Origin of the sequence: Pseudomonas sp. MWU347 (assembly GCF_017947305.1) — a bacterium.
GTDB classification, from domain to species: domain Bacteria; phylum Pseudomonadota; class Gammaproteobacteria; order Pseudomonadales; family Pseudomonadaceae; genus Aquipseudomonas; species Aquipseudomonas putida_A.
Map to the genome: position 1 here is coordinate 622,389 of NZ_JAFGZB010000002.1, position 12,981 is coordinate 635,369.

The following is a 12,981-nucleotide window of genomic DNA, read 5'->3' on the forward strand; positions in this document are numbered from 1 at the left end:
GAAGGATGAGGAACCATGGAAGTCTTTATGGGTACGATTCAACCGTTCGCCTTCAACTTCGCCCCCAGTGGCTGGGCCTTGTGCAACGGACAAATCCTGAGCATCTCGCAATACCAGGCATTGTTCGCTTTGCTGGGCACCTTCTACGGCGGCAACGGCACGACCAATTTTCAGTTGCCTGACCTGCAAGGTCGCGTACCCGTGGCACAGGGTAACGGACAGGGGCTTACGCCGCGTGTCATCGGTCAGGTGTATGGCACGGAAAACGTCACGGCCACGATCGCCAACATGCCTAACCACACCCACGCGATGACCGGCCTTTCTGCCAACACCGCCCTGCAACTGGCTGTGCCTGCAAGCAATCCGGCGACCGTGCCGACCGCCACCAACTCGTACATCGGCGCGTCCGGCGGCGGCCCTGGCTCGGCGAACATCTATTCCGATGCCCAAGGTGCCACGCCGGTTCCCATCAAAGGCCTGACCACGACTGTCACCGGGGACATTTCCTCCACGGGCGGCAGTCAGCCGTTGCCCATCGTCAACCCCTCTCTGGTCGTCAACTTCAGCATTGCGCTGAACGGGCTGTTCCCTTCGCGCAACTGAACCACTGTCGGGGGCCTCGGGCCCCCGACCGTTTTTCTCTTCACTGGAGTCAGACCATGTTGCAAGCGGTTCAGATCCAACACGTCCAGGCATTGCTGGGCCAGCAACACACGCTGCACCTGCCGGATGGCACGGCGCTGCCGATCCACATCGAGTACCTCGACGAAGTCCCCGCCGCGAAGACGCGCTACAGCGAGCGCATGCCGTTCTGCCTCGAATTCAACAGTCTGGTGCCGACCGGGTTCGTCGACGGCCTGTGCGCACTGGAACTGCCGGAACTGGGGCGAGTGGAGGATATTTTCGTGTCACGAGTGCCAGCAATGGGGCGGGATCCGCAACTGGGTTATTTCTGTATTTCCTTCAACTGAAATCCCACCTCATTGCGGATACCACACCAGCCGCTCCGCCGCCGGATTACGCTCCTCCACCGCAAAGCCCAACGCCAGATAGTGTTGCCGCGCGTGGGGGTTGTTGGCCCAGACCACCGTTGCCACCGGGCAGCGAACCTGCTGCGCGGCCTTTTGCACGCCTTGCAATACCGCGCGGCCGTAACCCTTGCCCCGCGCCTGGGGGATGAAGGCGATGTATAACACGCGGATTTCATTGGGGCCGAAGTCGGTGCTCAGTGCACCGATGGCCGTGCCGAGTTTTTCCACGACGTAGTGCATGGCGTTGGGATGGTTTTCACCCACGCCCTGTTCCTGCACCTGGAATTGCTGGGCGATCACTTGCTGCACCACTTCCTGCTCGCCGTCGATCCATTGCAGATCCGGGCGCGCCGACTGATAGAGGTGGTGCAAAAACGGCTCGTCGGTGGCCCGCGCAGGTCGCACCACCAATCCGTCTGCCGTCACATCTGCGTTGCTCGCCATGTTCACGCTCCCTAGAAACCGCTTTCCCTGACCCCCAGCGCCGCCAGCCGGCGCCAGGCCACGCCGAGTACCGACTCGCCCCTGCCCTGCAACACCACCACACCGCGCAACGGCTGAACCGGGGCTGGTGGCTGATCCAGCGTTGTCAATCGCGCGCCATATTGCGCCTGTACAGGCTCGGCTCGTTGCTGTTGATCACGGCGCACGGCAATCGGCCCGTGATGATCGGAGGTCAGCGCCTCCTGATCGACATAGGCCACGCCATTGGTATCGATTTCATCCAGTTTTACGCTGATCGCCGGATGCATCGGATCATCGGCGATGAACCGCCCGGTTGCACCCGGTTTGACCCGCCACAACTCGGCCTCGGCGATATAGCCGCGCAGGCGCAAACCATCCTCGACCACCCGCGCCAGCGCATCCTTGCTCGACAGCCAGCGCCCCGGCGTCAGATTCGGCAGCAGATCACGCACAGTGCCGGCATGGGGCGCGCGCAACAGCAGGCGCTCGCGTCGAGCGCTCAGACCACGATATTGCGCCACGGCTTCGGCGAGGCGTTGCTCGATGATACTGGCGTCGGCAGCGGTTTCGCTGCGACCGGCCTGTCGGCGCATCAGCAATTGCTGGATCTGGATTTCCCGACGGACGATGGCCTGCTGCGAATCGAGGTCCGGCGACTCCAGTTCGATCAGCACATCGCCCTGAGCGACTTTCTGGCCATCCGCGACCTTGACTGATTTGACTCGCGCCGCCACCGGCGCATGCAACGCACTGGCCCGGCCGCTCTCAAGCATCGTCGGCAGTTCCACCGCGCTGCGCCACGGCACAATCAGCACCAGCAGCAGACCAAGCACAGCCAGGCTGCTGAGCAGCACACGCGCACCGTGGGCCTGTTCTCGGCGGCTCCACCACTGGCGCCACTCATTCATGATTGGCAGGAAGATGAACCAGACCAGTTCCACCAGCATGAGGAAAATCCCCAACACCTTGAAGAACAGGTGATAGACCGCCAGCGCGATCCCGAAAAACAACGCCGCGCGCCACAACCACGAGCCATACCCCCAGATCAGCAAGCGCCGTTGCATCTTCGGCGACCAAGGCTCCGGCGCCGGAGCGCCATAGCCGAACAAAAATTCGCGTAACCGCCAGCGACACAGGGCAAAGGCTCGCCCCTGAAGGTTGTCGACCTCCCACAGATCACTGAGCAGAAAATAACCATCAAAACGCATGAACGGGTTGAGGTTGACCACCAGTGTAGTGATCCACGTGGCGCTGGCGAGCATGAACGCTGCCGTGCGCCCAGGGCCATCGGGCAACAGCGACCAGGCCAGCAGCGCGATGCACGCCAGGAGCAGTTCCGCGAGTACCCCACCGGCACCGATCAGCAGCCGCGCACGCCGATCATTGACCCGCCAGGCATCGCTGACATCGGTGTAAAACATCGGCAGCAAGACCATGAACGCCACGCCCATGCTCTGCACCCGACACCCGGCACGCTTGGCCATGAATGCATGGCCGAACTCGTGGCACAGCTTGGCAAAGAACAACGCAACGCCGAACGCCAATGCGCCGCCAAGGCTGAACAGGTGCGGGAAAGTACCGACAAAGCGCTGCCAGTCCCGCGACACCAGAAACACTCCCAGACCCAGCGTCAGCGGCAAACCGTAGCGCAACACCCGCGGGCCGAAGCGCTCCAGCCAGGGCCAGGCGCGGTTGAGAAAGGCGTCCGGGCGCCACAGCGGAATACGGAAAAACAGGTATTGATGCAGCAGGATTTTCCACAGACTCTGGCGTTGCGCGAGGGCCTTGAGCGAGTAACTGGCACGCTGCTGATCGTCGAGGGCGCTGATCAGATCATGCCCGCGCAGAAATGTCAGCAGTTGCTCCAGCTCGACGCCGTCCAGCGGCAAGCCCGGTTCGCGGTTGGCGGCGCGCAGCACCTGTTCGGCATCGCCCAGCGACCAATGGCGCAGCAGACGCATCGCCGCCGTGCCGAGTTTGAAATAGCGACCGCGCACCGGATCGGCCAGGGTCCAGCGCGGTGAACCGTCCAGTGCCGGCGCCGCGGGCGACAGTTGCAGGTCGGCACGCAGGCTCGGCAGATTCATTTACAGGCCCACGCTCTGGCGCAGACCGGCCAGAGGGCGGCGCAGCAGGTACAAGGCCAGCGGGGCGCGATCACCGAAAATTTTTGCCGTGCCGCGCAGGCCGATACGCGGTGGCGCATCAGCAAAATTGGCATCCAGTCGATAAGCCAGTTGCCCGCCCGCCGTCGGTTGCGCCTCGTAAGCCGAGCGCTCCAGCGTGGCGAGGTGGCGCTGCAACGGATCGCTGTCGAGAAACAGCGCGACTTCGGCACCCGGCGCCAACGCAATCGCGTCGCCCACCGCCAGTTCGATGCGCAGTTCGGCTTGATTCGGGTCAGCGATTTCCATCAACCGCTCGCCGGTCTGCACCGGTCTGCCGGTCAGGCGCTCGGCATCGGCGAACACTGCAATGCCGTCACGCTCCGCGCGCACTTCGCTGCGCGCCAGCAACTCGCGGGCGTAATCGCGCTCGGCGCGTTTTTGCTCGGCACGGGCGGCGAGCAAATCGACCCTGGCACTGGATTCGGCATCGGCAAACGAACGTTGCGAGTTGGATTTCAGTTCCGCTTCCGCGACGCCCAAGGCACGCTCGGCGACATCGGCCTGGGCCTTGAGGGTGGTGCTTTCAAATCGCAGCAGCAGGTCGCCGGTTTTCACCGGTTGATTGGGCTTGACCAAAAACTCGGCGATCACCCCGTCCAGCGGCGCCGCGACCACGCGCCCGCCCTGCGGCACCACCTCCGCCGGGGCCAGTACCGACTGGCGCACCGGGATCAGCAACCCGAGCAACAGCACCGCCACCAACGCCACCTGACGCTTGCGCGTCCAGCGCAGGCGCCACGGTTTGCGCGGCTGCAGCGCCAGCCAGGCGTGACTGTAGGTGTCGCCCAGTTGCGACAGCAGCACTTGTTCGGAAGGATTCCACGGCACATCGCGGGCCAGCCACAGACCGCCGAACACCTCGCCCTGGCGGTCGATCAGCGGCAGCCAGAACACCTGCGCCGCCGACAGCGAGCGCCAGTCGGCCTGAATCGACTCGGCAAGCAGTTGCGGGGTAATCACCCGCGCCTGCTTCAGCACATCCTGCTGGAACAACTGCGTCACGGCTTGCTCGACAAACGCCACGAACGGCGCATTCGGCTCCACCGCGCTGACGCCGGTCACCGCCTGTACCTTGCCGGCGATCAGCAGCGCTGCATGACGAAAGCCGAACAACGACTGGCCGTCATTGACCAGACTGTAGGCCAGTTGCGAGGCATCGCGGGCGGCGCGGGTCTGGCGTTCGAGGTCAAGGAACCGCGCGAACACCTGCTCGGCAGCGCCGGCTACCGGGGCGTTCATTTAAGCTCCGCAAAGTGCGCCGTGCCGCTCATGCCGGCGAGCAAGCCCTTGGCTTCGGGAAGTGTGGCGACCAGCAACAGTGTCTGGCTGCCTTCGTCGATGCGCGCACCGAGGCGTTTGACCGTGGCATCAAGCGGCTGGCCGGTTTCGTCGGGGACAAAGCTGAAGGTCTGGCCGGGTTTAAGCCTGGCCATCCAGCGCGACGGCACCAACAAGTGGATCTCCAGGGTGCGGTTATCCACCACGTCCAGCAGCGGCGCGCCGGCCGCCACGCTTTCGAAACGCTGGACCTTGCGCTCGACCACTTGCCCGTCGAATGGCGCGACCACGCTGCAGCGTTTGACCTGAACCTGATAAACCTGAGATTGCGCCTGGGTTTCGCTGACCTTGGCCTCGGCCCGCGCCACTTCGAAACGCCCGACGGAATTGAGCGCGGCCAACTGCCGGTTGTGCGCCAACTCCTCACCGGCACCGCGATTGGCAGCCTGCGCTGCATTGAGCTGAGCCTGATACGCCGAGCAATCGAACTTCGCCAGCACATCGCCCTTCTTGAACGACTCGCCCTCGCTGAACGGCAACTCGACAATCCGCCCCGACAGCTCGCTGGCCAGCGTCGCCTGATCCCGAGCTCGCAACACACCCCGCGCCTCACTGCTCGCCGTGGTTGCCGCAGGCGCTGCGTTATCCAGCAGCGGATCGTCTGGCCCGGGCGTTTGCGCCTGAACTGCACACGTAACAAAGGTCAATCCGATAACCCAACCGCGCAAACGCTGCATAACCGCTACTCCCTGACGGATGAGCGGAGTCTACGACAGCGGGGATTAGCGTCAAGCGAAAGGCCATCACTGTGCCGTTACGCTTGCTGTAATCCGACCGAAGCGCTATGGTCAACCCATCGAAAATATGACTTTGATGGAATATTCCATAACACTCATATTAGTGCCCATGAATTGGGATATCGAATACACCGACGAGTTCGGCAACTGGTGGGAAGAACTGACTGAGAGCGAGCAGAGTTCTGTGGCGGCAAGCGTCAAACTGCTTGGGCAATTCGGCCCAGGTCTGCGTTTTCCGCATAGCAGTGCAATCAATGGCGCGCGGCATGGTCATTTACGGGAATTGCGCGTCCAGCATGGCGGGCGACCGTATCGCGTGCTCTATGCGTTTGATCCAAGACGCTGCGCGTTGCTTTTGATCGGTGGAGATAAAACCGGTCAGGACCGCTGGTATGAACTCAACGTCCCGCTCGCCGATCGACTGTACGATGAGCATCTCGAAACATTGCGCAAAGAGGGTTGCAACAATGGCTAAGAAATTCGCCGACCTCGAAGCACGCATGACACCCGAAGCACGGGCGCTTGCCGATTCGATCTACGAACAACACATCAAGGAAATGCCGCTTAACGAACTGCGACAAGCCAAGGCCTTGAGCCAGGCCACGCTGGCTGAAATGCTGCACGTCAACCAAGCGGCCATCTCGAAAATGGAGCGCCGTACCGATATGTACATCAGCACGCTGCGCAACTATATCCGGGCAATGGGTGGCGAACTTGAAATCATCGCGACCTTTCCCGACGGGCAAATCAAAATCGAAAATTTCGCAGGCTGAACAGCCATAACCCGCTTCAACCTGTGAATCTTCCACTGTGCAATAGCCGTATAGTGGCCAATCGAATTCGCCGATTTGCTCCCTCAGGCGCAATCTCAGCGCCGCGCCACCTCCCCCGCCGGATACACCGACTCCCAGCCCCCGCCCAACGCCCGGTACAACCCGACCATCGCCAGCGACACCCCGGTCGAGCTCTCCACCCACTGCTCCTGAGTCGCCAGCAACGCGCCTTGAACGGTGAGGACGTTGACGAAATCGACCACGCCTTCGACGTACTGCTGCTGTGCGGTGCGCAGGGCGATCTGGTTCTGGCGTACGGCTTCGGCGAGGCTGTCGCGGCGGCGTTGGCTGGCGTTGTAAGCCGTCAGTTGGTCGTCGATTTCATGCCAGGCGCGCAGCACGGTCTGCTGGTAGGCGATGGCCGCTTCCTGTTGCTGGGCCTCGCGCAGTTGCAACATGCCGCGCAGGCGGTCACCGTCGAACAGCGGCAGGCTGAATTGCGGGCCGATACCGAACGCGCGCGAGCCCCAGGAACCGAAATCGCTCAGTTGCATCGCTTGCGAGCCGAGATTGCCGGACAAGGTGATGCGCGGATAGAAATCACCCTTGGCCACGCCGATGTTGGCGGTGGCGGCATGCAGACGCGCCTCGGCCTGCCGGATGTCCGGCCGGCGTTCGGCCAGCTGCGACGGCAGGCCGATGGCGACTTGCAGCGGTGACTGCGGCACCGCGCCGTCTGTGGATAACTCCTTGGCCAGGGCCTGCGGCGGTTCGCCCATCAGCAGGCTGATCGCGTTGATCAATTGCGACTGACGCTGCTCGAGGGCCGGCAGGCGCGATTCGATGGCGGAAACCTGCGCGGCGGCTTCGGCGACGTCCAGATCGGTTGCCACACCATCGCTCAGGCGCAGTTGCGAAAGCTTGAGGCTGTGCCGGGCGACGTCGAGGTTCTGCTCGGTGACCGCGCGGGTGTTTTGCACGCCGCGCAGCTGGATGTAGTTCTGCGCGGTGTCGGCGAGCACCGCCAGAAGCACACCGCGACGGTCGTTTTCGGCGACTTCGAGGTTGGCATCGGCGGCTTCGGTTTCACGTCGCACGCGGCCCCAGAAATCCAGTTCCCAGGACGCGGAGAAACCGGCGTCCCACAAGTTGAAGGCGGAATCGCCGTTGTGCCCGGACGGGTCATTCAGGCCTTCGCCACTGTTGCGTTTACGCGCGTAGCTGCCGGTAGCGGCGGTGTTCGGGTAGCGATCCGCGGTGATCACCTGGCGCGCGGCACGGCTTTGTTGCAAGCGGCTGCTGGCCAGTTGCAGATCGAGGTTGCTGTTCATCGCCCGCTGGGTCAGGGCTGAGAGTTGCGGGTCGTGGAAAACCTCCCACCAGCGTTCGTTCAGCGGTTCGCTGACGGCTTGGCTGGGGGCGGATTTGGCGGGTTTGGCCCAGTCGGCGATCTTTGTGGCTTCGGGCTTGCGGAAGTCCGGGCCGACGGTGCAGGCGCTGAGGCCAATAGCGAGCAAGGCACCGAGGGTGAGTTGCTGCCACTGGCCTCTTCGCGAGCAAGCCCGCTCCCACATTGGGTAATGCGTTCCCCCGGTGGGAGCGGGCTTGCTCGCGAAGGCGTCAGTTCTATCAAAACTGTTCATCGCTGAGTCACCTCACGTTCCGCCGACGCCGAACGGCGAGTATCGATACTCGCCTCCACCGACATGCCCACACGCAAACGCTCGGCCAACGGCTGACCCGGTTCAAGCACGATCTTCACCGGAATCCGCTGCACGACCTTGGTGAAGTTACCCGTGGCGTTGTCCGGTTTCACCGCGGCGAATGTCACGCCGGTGGCCGGGGCGATGCTTTCGACGCGACCGCTCAAGGCCTCACCGCCGAGGCTGTCGACGCGTACCTGCACGTGCTGCCCCGGCTGCACGTCGGTAAGTTGGGTTTCCTGGAAGTTGGCAACCACATACGCCTGCCGCAACGGCACCACCGCCAACAGTTTGCTGCCCGGCGTCACGTAGGCACCGACACGCACTGCGCGCTCGCCGATCATGCCGTCCTGCGGCGCGGTGATCCGGGTGTAGGACAACTCGAAACTGGCGATTTCCAGCGCCGCTTGCGCGTGCTTCAGATTGCCCTCGGCGGCATCGCGCTGCGCCGTGAGAATCTCCACCTGCTTGCGCTCAGCCGCGAGCTTCGCGCTGGCGGTATCGAGCCGAGCGGTTGCCTGATCAATACGCGTGCGGGCCTGTTGCGCGTTCTGCACCGTGCCGGCACCTACACCGGCGAGGTGGTTGTAGCGATTGAGTTCCTGCTGGGCGAAGGCCATTTCTGCCTTGGCCGAGACCACCGAGGCCTGCGCCTGAGCAATCACCGAGGTCTGCCGCTCCAGCGTGGCCTTGGCGTTTTGCAACTGAGCGCGGGCGACCAGGGTTTGCGCATCGGCCGCTTCAGCGGCGGCGCGCAAATCGCGATCATCGATCAACGCCAGCAGTTGCCCGGCCTTGACCTGCTGGTTGTCTTCCACCAGCACTTCCTTGATGAACCCGGCCACGCGCGGCACCACCAGGGTGAAGTCGGCGGAAACAAACGCATCGTTGGTGTTTTGCTGGGTGCGCTTGCCGAACAGTCCCGGCACCGCCAGGTACAGCAACACGCCGACCGCCAGTGCGGCCGCCACGGCCACCGCGAGTTTTTGCTTTGCTTGAGTCGTCATAAAAACCTTCGGTATCAGTGAAGCAATCAGGTCGGCGCACGTGGCGGAAAGATCCGCGTCGGCAGCCAGAAAATCAGCAGGATCAGCGCCACCGCGACGCCGGCCATGCACACATAGAGATCAGAGGAAGTCAGCACCACCGCCTGTTCGTGCAGACGATGGGCGAGGCCCGGATCGCTGCGATCGGCCAACGGTGAATTGCCGAGGTTGTCGATCAACATGGTCGAGTGGAAATGCAGGCGCGCGGTGGTCAGCGCCTCAATGACTCCGGTGGCGATCACCGCCGCCAGGCCTTTCACCGTGTTGAACCACGCGGAGGCAAACGGCCCGTCCTGCGGCTGGATGCTGCCGGTCGACAACATCAACAACGGCAGCACCGACATCGGCTGACCGAAAATCTGCAGCCATTGCAGGACGTAGAAGTTGTCGCGGATCCACTCCGAGGTCAGTAGCGAGCCGCCCAGGCAAGACAGGGTCAACATGCTCAAACCGATGCCGAGCACCCAGCGGCAATCGACCCAGCGCAGGTTGCACAGCGCCGCCACCAGCGGCAGCGCGATCAACTGCGGCAACGCGGCGATCAGCATGATCGGCGCGGTCTGCACCGGGCGATAACCCTGGACCTGCGCCAGATAGCTCGATGGAATCAGCACCACCGCCTGCAACACCACCAGCACCCCGGCCAGGGTCATCAGCGCGAACGACAAGTTGCGGATGCCGAGCATCTGCAACTTGAAAAACGGAATCGGCTGCGACCATTCATTGATCAGAAACGCCACCAGCAACAGCGAACCGGCGCCGAGCAAACCGCAGATCAGGCTCGACTCGAACCAGTCCAGCCGATTGCCCTGGAGCAAGCCGATCACCAGCATGCAGATCGCCGGGAAGCCCAGCAGCAGGCCCTTCCAGTTGAAGGTCTTGAGGCGCTCCAGGCGCAGCGGATCCTGCGGAATCCCCCAAGCGACCATTGCCATAGCAATCAGGCACGGCACGATGATTTGCCAGAACGTCCATTGCCAGCCGACGTACTCGCTCCACAGTCCGGCCAGCGGCGTACCGAGGCCGGGGCCGAAAGTCGCGGTCAGCGCATAACCGGCCAGGCCGTAGAGTTTGAAATCGGCCGGTAGAAAACGCAGGGCGACCGTCATCAGCATCGGCGGCAACGCTCCGCCCGCCAGCCCTTGCAGGGTGCGCATCAGCAGCAGGCTTTCGTAGTTGGGGGCGAACGGGCACAGCACGCCGAGCAGCGTGAACAGGCTGATCGCGCAGAGGGTGAAACGGCGCAGCGAAAAGGTCACCGAGCACCACGGCGCAAACGCCATCGCCGCCACCGAGGTGGCGGCGTAGCAGGACACCAGCCAGGTGCCTTCGTCGTAACCGATGTTCAGCGCGCCACGGATGTCGGCCAGCGCGACTTTGGTCACCATCTCGTTGAGGCCCGAGACCAGCACCGCCAGCAGCACGCCAACCAGGCCGGTGATGATCCGCGCGCCGAACACCGGTGGCGCGGCCGCCGTCGCCGGACTGGCCGCAGCGATGGGCGCCGGGACCGTCAGGGATGTCATGGATACACACTCCGGAAGGAAAAATACCGGAGCATTTTAGTAAGGCTTACTGCTGACGAAAATTGACTTATTGGCAGGTTATAAGTGCGCTCAGTGCAGCAATGAATATCCAATGTGGGAGCGGGCTTGCTCGCGAAAGCAGTGGGTCATTCAACCTATGCATTGCCTGACACGACGCCTTCGGGAGCAAGCCCCCTCCCACATTGATTCGGTATCAGGGTTGCGCGGCCAGCCAGGTTTCGTCGCAACACGCCTTGAGCGTTTCGCGCAGCCAGCGGTGCGCCGGGTCCTTGTCGAAGCGCGGGTGCCAGGCCTGGGTCAGCATCAGCGTCGGCAACGGTATCGGCAGATTGAACGAGCGCAGCTTCAGGCCCAATCGGCGCACGCTGAGCAACGCTTCCTTGGGCACCGGCAGGATCAGGTCGGAATCGGGCAAGGCAAACATCGCCGCGTGGAAACTTGGCGCAATCACCGCCACCCGCCGCTCCAGACCCAGGGCGTTCAACGCGGTGTCGATGGGGCCGCGAGCAATGCCACGGCGCGACATGCTGATATGCGAGTAGCCGGCATAGCGCTCGGCGGTGACTTCGCCGTCGAGCAACGGATGATCCTCACGCACCAGACCGACGAAATGCGTGGAGAACAGGTTCTGCACTTTGACTTCCGGGGTTACCGGACGGGTGTTGCTGACACTCAGATCAATCCGACCTTCGCGCAGCGCTTCGTCGTCGCCATCGCCCTCGGGGACGAAGCGCAACTCGCAGTGTGGCGCCTGCTGGTCGAGGGTATCGAACAGCTTGCCGCCATATACGCCAATGAAAAAGTCGTTGGCGCGAATGCTGAAGCGCCGGCGCAGGGTGCCCAGATCCACGCTGTCGGCGGAGCGAAACAGCAGCGCCGCTTGCTCGACGACATCGCGCACCTGCTCGCGCAATTCGAGGGCTTTGGGGGTTGGCACCAGGCCGCGACCGGCGCGTACCAGGATCGGATCGCCGATCGCCTCGCGGATCCGCGTCAGAGTGCGGCTCATGGCGGCGGGGCTGAGGTTCATCCGCCGCGCGGCGCCGACCACACTGCCCTCGTCGAGCAAGGCGTCGAGGGCGACCAGAAGGTTCATGTCCGGGAGTTGCATGCTGAGCACTCGTGGCTGATCTGGATTGATCTGGGTGCAATGCTAGCAAACATCCTTCAAATTTGACGGCGGCTGAAAGGACGCCTTCGCGAGCAAGCCCGCTCCCACAGGGGAACGCATTCCAAAATGTGGGAGCGGGCTTGCTCGCGAAGGCGCCGGTCCTGCCAACACAAATCTCAGCGCTGCATGCCCCAACGCTTCACCGTCACCCGCTCCAGCGTATCGAACACCAGATTCTCCACCAACAACCCGATCAGAATCACCACCGCCAACCCGGCGAACACCTTGTCGGTGTACAGCTCGTTGCGGTTCTGGAAGATGTACCAGCCCAACCCGCCCTTGCCGCTGGTGGCGCCGAACACCAGTTCGGCGGCGATCAGCGTGCGCCAGGCAAACGCCCAGCCGATTTTCAGCCCGGCGAGAATCGACGGCAGCGCTGCCGGGATCAGAATGAACAGCACAAAACGCATGCCCTTCAGCCCGTAATTACGCCCGGCCATGCGCAGGGTTTCCGAAACGCCGAGAAAACCGGCGTAGGTGTTCAACGCCAGCGCCCACAGCACTGAATGCACCAGCACGAAAATCAGGCTGTTCTGCCCCAGCCCGAACCAGAGCAAGGCCAGCGGCAGCAAGGCAATTGCCGGCAGCGGATTGAACATTGAGGTCAGGGTGCTCAGCAAATCGCGACCGAACTGGGTCGACACCGCCAGCGTGGTCAGGGCGAACGCCAGCACGATGCCGATCAGGTAACCCTTGATCAGCACCACCAGCGATATCCACACCTTGCCCAGCAACTCACCGCTGAGCAGGCCGTCGTACAGCGCATGACTGGTCTGCAGAAAGCTCGGCAGCAGCAGGTCGTTGTTCTGCACCCGGGCGATCACTTCCCAGAGGATCGCCAGCAGAATCAGGATCACACTCTTACGCAACCAGCCCTGTTGCCACAGGCGTTGGCCCAGCGGCAGTTCGCGCTCGAGCGGCACGCTGGTCAGTGGTTCAAGGACGGTTTCAAACTCTTGTCGTAGAGACGATGGCTGGCTCATCGGGCAATCCTCCAGAACG

At 63.0% G+C, this 12,981-nt stretch carries 13 protein-coding genes; 4 read left to right on the forward strand and 9 right to left on the reverse strand.

Translation table 11 applies throughout. The features are described from left to right. Positions 1-15: 15 nt before the first annotated feature. Both KCG87_RS06350 and KCG87_RS06355 read left to right on the forward strand, forming a co-directional pair. Positions 16-603 carry a tail fiber protein gene (locus KCG87_RS06350; protein WP_098966567.1) on the forward strand — a complete coding sequence of 196 codons (588 nt, stop codon included), beginning with the start codon at positions 16-18 and terminating at the stop codon, positions 601-603. 56 nt (positions 604-659) lie between these two features. Further along, positions 660-971: a hypothetical protein gene (locus tag KCG87_RS06355; RefSeq protein WP_139053654.1), complete on the forward strand. Its 312-nt coding sequence runs from the start codon at positions 660-662 to the stop codon at positions 969-971. Between the two features lie 9 nt (positions 972-980). On the opposite strand, the gene KCG87_RS06360 is transcribed toward KCG87_RS06355, so the two are convergent. From KCG87_RS06360 to KCG87_RS06375, 4 genes are read right to left on the reverse strand one after another with little or no spacing between them, the layout of a single operon-like run. Beyond that, positions 981-1,475: a GNAT family N-acetyltransferase gene (locus tag KCG87_RS06360; RefSeq protein ID WP_098966563.1), complete on the reverse strand. Its 495-nt coding sequence runs from the start codon at positions 1,473-1,475 to the stop codon at positions 981-983. Between the two features lie 11 nt (positions 1,476-1,486). Next, positions 1,487-3,583, reverse strand: coding sequence for an efflux RND transporter periplasmic adaptor subunit (locus tag KCG87_RS06365; protein ID WP_210556919.1), 2,097 nt, complete (start codon positions 3,581-3,583; stop codon positions 1,487-1,489). Continuing rightward, positions 3,584-4,903, reverse strand: a complete 1,320-nt coding sequence (locus KCG87_RS06370) for an HlyD family efflux transporter periplasmic adaptor subunit (protein WP_098966560.1) — start codon at positions 4,901-4,903, stop codon at positions 3,584-3,586. Next, on the reverse strand, positions 4,900-5,679 hold the full coding sequence (locus tag KCG87_RS06375) for an efflux RND transporter periplasmic adaptor subunit (protein ID WP_098966558.1): 780 nt from the start codon (positions 5,677-5,679) through the stop codon (positions 4,900-4,902). Before KCG87_RS06375 ends, KCG87_RS06370 begins: the two co-directional genes overlap by 4 nt. Before the next feature lie 169 nt (positions 5,680-5,848). On the opposite strand from KCG87_RS06375, the gene KCG87_RS06380 reads away from it, so the two are divergent. Both KCG87_RS06380 and KCG87_RS06385 read left to right on the forward strand, forming a co-directional pair. Beyond that, positions 5,849-6,214 carry a type II toxin-antitoxin system RelE/ParE family toxin gene (locus tag KCG87_RS06380; protein WP_047290723.1) on the forward strand — a complete coding sequence of 122 codons (366 nt, stop codon included), beginning with the start codon at positions 5,849-5,851 and terminating at the stop codon, positions 6,212-6,214. Beyond that, complete coding sequence (locus KCG87_RS06385) at positions 6,207-6,512, forward strand: XRE family transcriptional regulator (protein ID WP_098966556.1); 306 nt, start codon at positions 6,207-6,209, stop codon at positions 6,510-6,512. The genes KCG87_RS06380 and KCG87_RS06385 overlap by 8 nt, the downstream gene beginning before the upstream one ends. 95 nt (positions 6,513-6,607) lie before the next feature. On the opposite strand, the gene KCG87_RS06390 is transcribed toward KCG87_RS06385, so the two are convergent. The 5 genes from KCG87_RS06390 to KCG87_RS06410 all read right to left on the reverse strand — a co-directional run bounded on the left by KCG87_RS06390 (position 6,608) and on the right by KCG87_RS06410 (position 12,962). Beyond that, positions 6,608-8,155, reverse strand: coding sequence for an efflux transporter outer membrane subunit (locus KCG87_RS06390; protein ID WP_210556921.1), 1,548 nt, complete (start codon positions 8,153-8,155; stop codon positions 6,608-6,610). Beyond that, entirely contained in the window at positions 8,152-9,222 is a 1,071-nt protein-coding gene (locus KCG87_RS06395) for an HlyD family secretion protein (protein ID WP_210556923.1), read from the reverse strand. The genes KCG87_RS06390 and KCG87_RS06395 overlap by 4 nt, the downstream gene beginning before the upstream one ends. Positions 9,223-9,248: 26 nt before the next feature. After that, on the reverse strand, positions 9,249-10,787 hold the full coding sequence (locus KCG87_RS06400; RefSeq protein ID WP_210556925.1) for an MFS transporter: 1,539 nt from the start codon (positions 10,785-10,787) through the stop codon (positions 9,249-9,251). A 214-nt stretch (positions 10,788-11,001) separates the two neighbouring features. Further along, complete coding sequence (locus KCG87_RS06405; RefSeq protein WP_098966549.1) at positions 11,002-11,919, reverse strand: LysR family transcriptional regulator; 918 nt, start codon at positions 11,917-11,919, stop codon at positions 11,002-11,004. Positions 11,920-12,095: 176 nt separating this feature from the next. Further along, positions 12,096-12,962, reverse strand: a complete 867-nt coding sequence (locus tag KCG87_RS06410) for an ABC transporter permease (RefSeq protein WP_210556926.1) — start codon at positions 12,960-12,962, stop codon at positions 12,096-12,098. Between the last annotated feature and the right edge of the window lie 19 nt (positions 12,963-12,981).

Excerpts from the sequence above, each read along its gene's own strand:
- KCG87_RS06350 (WP_098966567.1), top strand. The coding sequence starts at position 16 with ATGGAAGTCTTTATGGGTACGATTCAACCGTTCGCCTTCAACTTCGCC.
- KCG87_RS06355 (WP_139053654.1), top strand. The coding sequence starts at position 660 with ATGTTGCAAGCGGTTCAGATCCAACACGTCCAGGCATTGCTGGGCCAG.
- KCG87_RS06360 (WP_098966563.1), bottom strand. The coding sequence starts at position 1,475 with ATGGCGAGCAACGCAGATGTGACGGCAGACGGATTGGTGGTGCGACCT.
- KCG87_RS06365 (WP_210556919.1), bottom strand. The coding sequence starts at position 3,583 with ATGAATCTGCCGAGCCTGCGTGCCGACCTGCAACTGTCGCCCGCGGCG.
- KCG87_RS06370 (WP_098966560.1), bottom strand. The coding sequence starts at position 4,903 with ATGAACGCCCCGGTAGCCGGCGCTGCCGAGCAGGTGTTCGCGCGGTTC.
- KCG87_RS06375 (WP_098966558.1), bottom strand. The coding sequence starts at position 5,679 with ATGCAGCGTTTGCGCGGTTGGGTTATCGGATTGACCTTTGTTACGTGT.
- KCG87_RS06380 (WP_047290723.1), top strand. The coding sequence starts at position 5,849 with ATGAATTGGGATATCGAATACACCGACGAGTTCGGCAACTGGTGGGAA.
- KCG87_RS06385 (WP_098966556.1), top strand. The coding sequence starts at position 6,207 with ATGGCTAAGAAATTCGCCGACCTCGAAGCACGCATGACACCCGAAGCA.
- KCG87_RS06390 (WP_210556921.1), bottom strand. The coding sequence starts at position 8,155 with ATGAACAGTTTTGATAGAACTGACGCCTTCGCGAGCAAGCCCGCTCCC.
- KCG87_RS06395 (WP_210556923.1), bottom strand. The coding sequence starts at position 9,222 with ATGACGACTCAAGCAAAGCAAAAACTCGCGGTGGCCGTGGCGGCCGCA.
- KCG87_RS06400 (WP_210556925.1), bottom strand. The coding sequence starts at position 10,787 with ATGACATCCCTGACGGTCCCGGCGCCCATCGCTGCGGCCAGTCCGGCG.
- KCG87_RS06405 (WP_098966549.1), bottom strand. The coding sequence starts at position 11,919 with ATGCAACTCCCGGACATGAACCTTCTGGTCGCCCTCGACGCCTTGCTC.
- KCG87_RS06410 (WP_210556926.1), bottom strand. The coding sequence starts at position 12,962 with ATGAGCCAGCCATCGTCTCTACGACAAGAGTTTGAAACCGTCCTTGAA.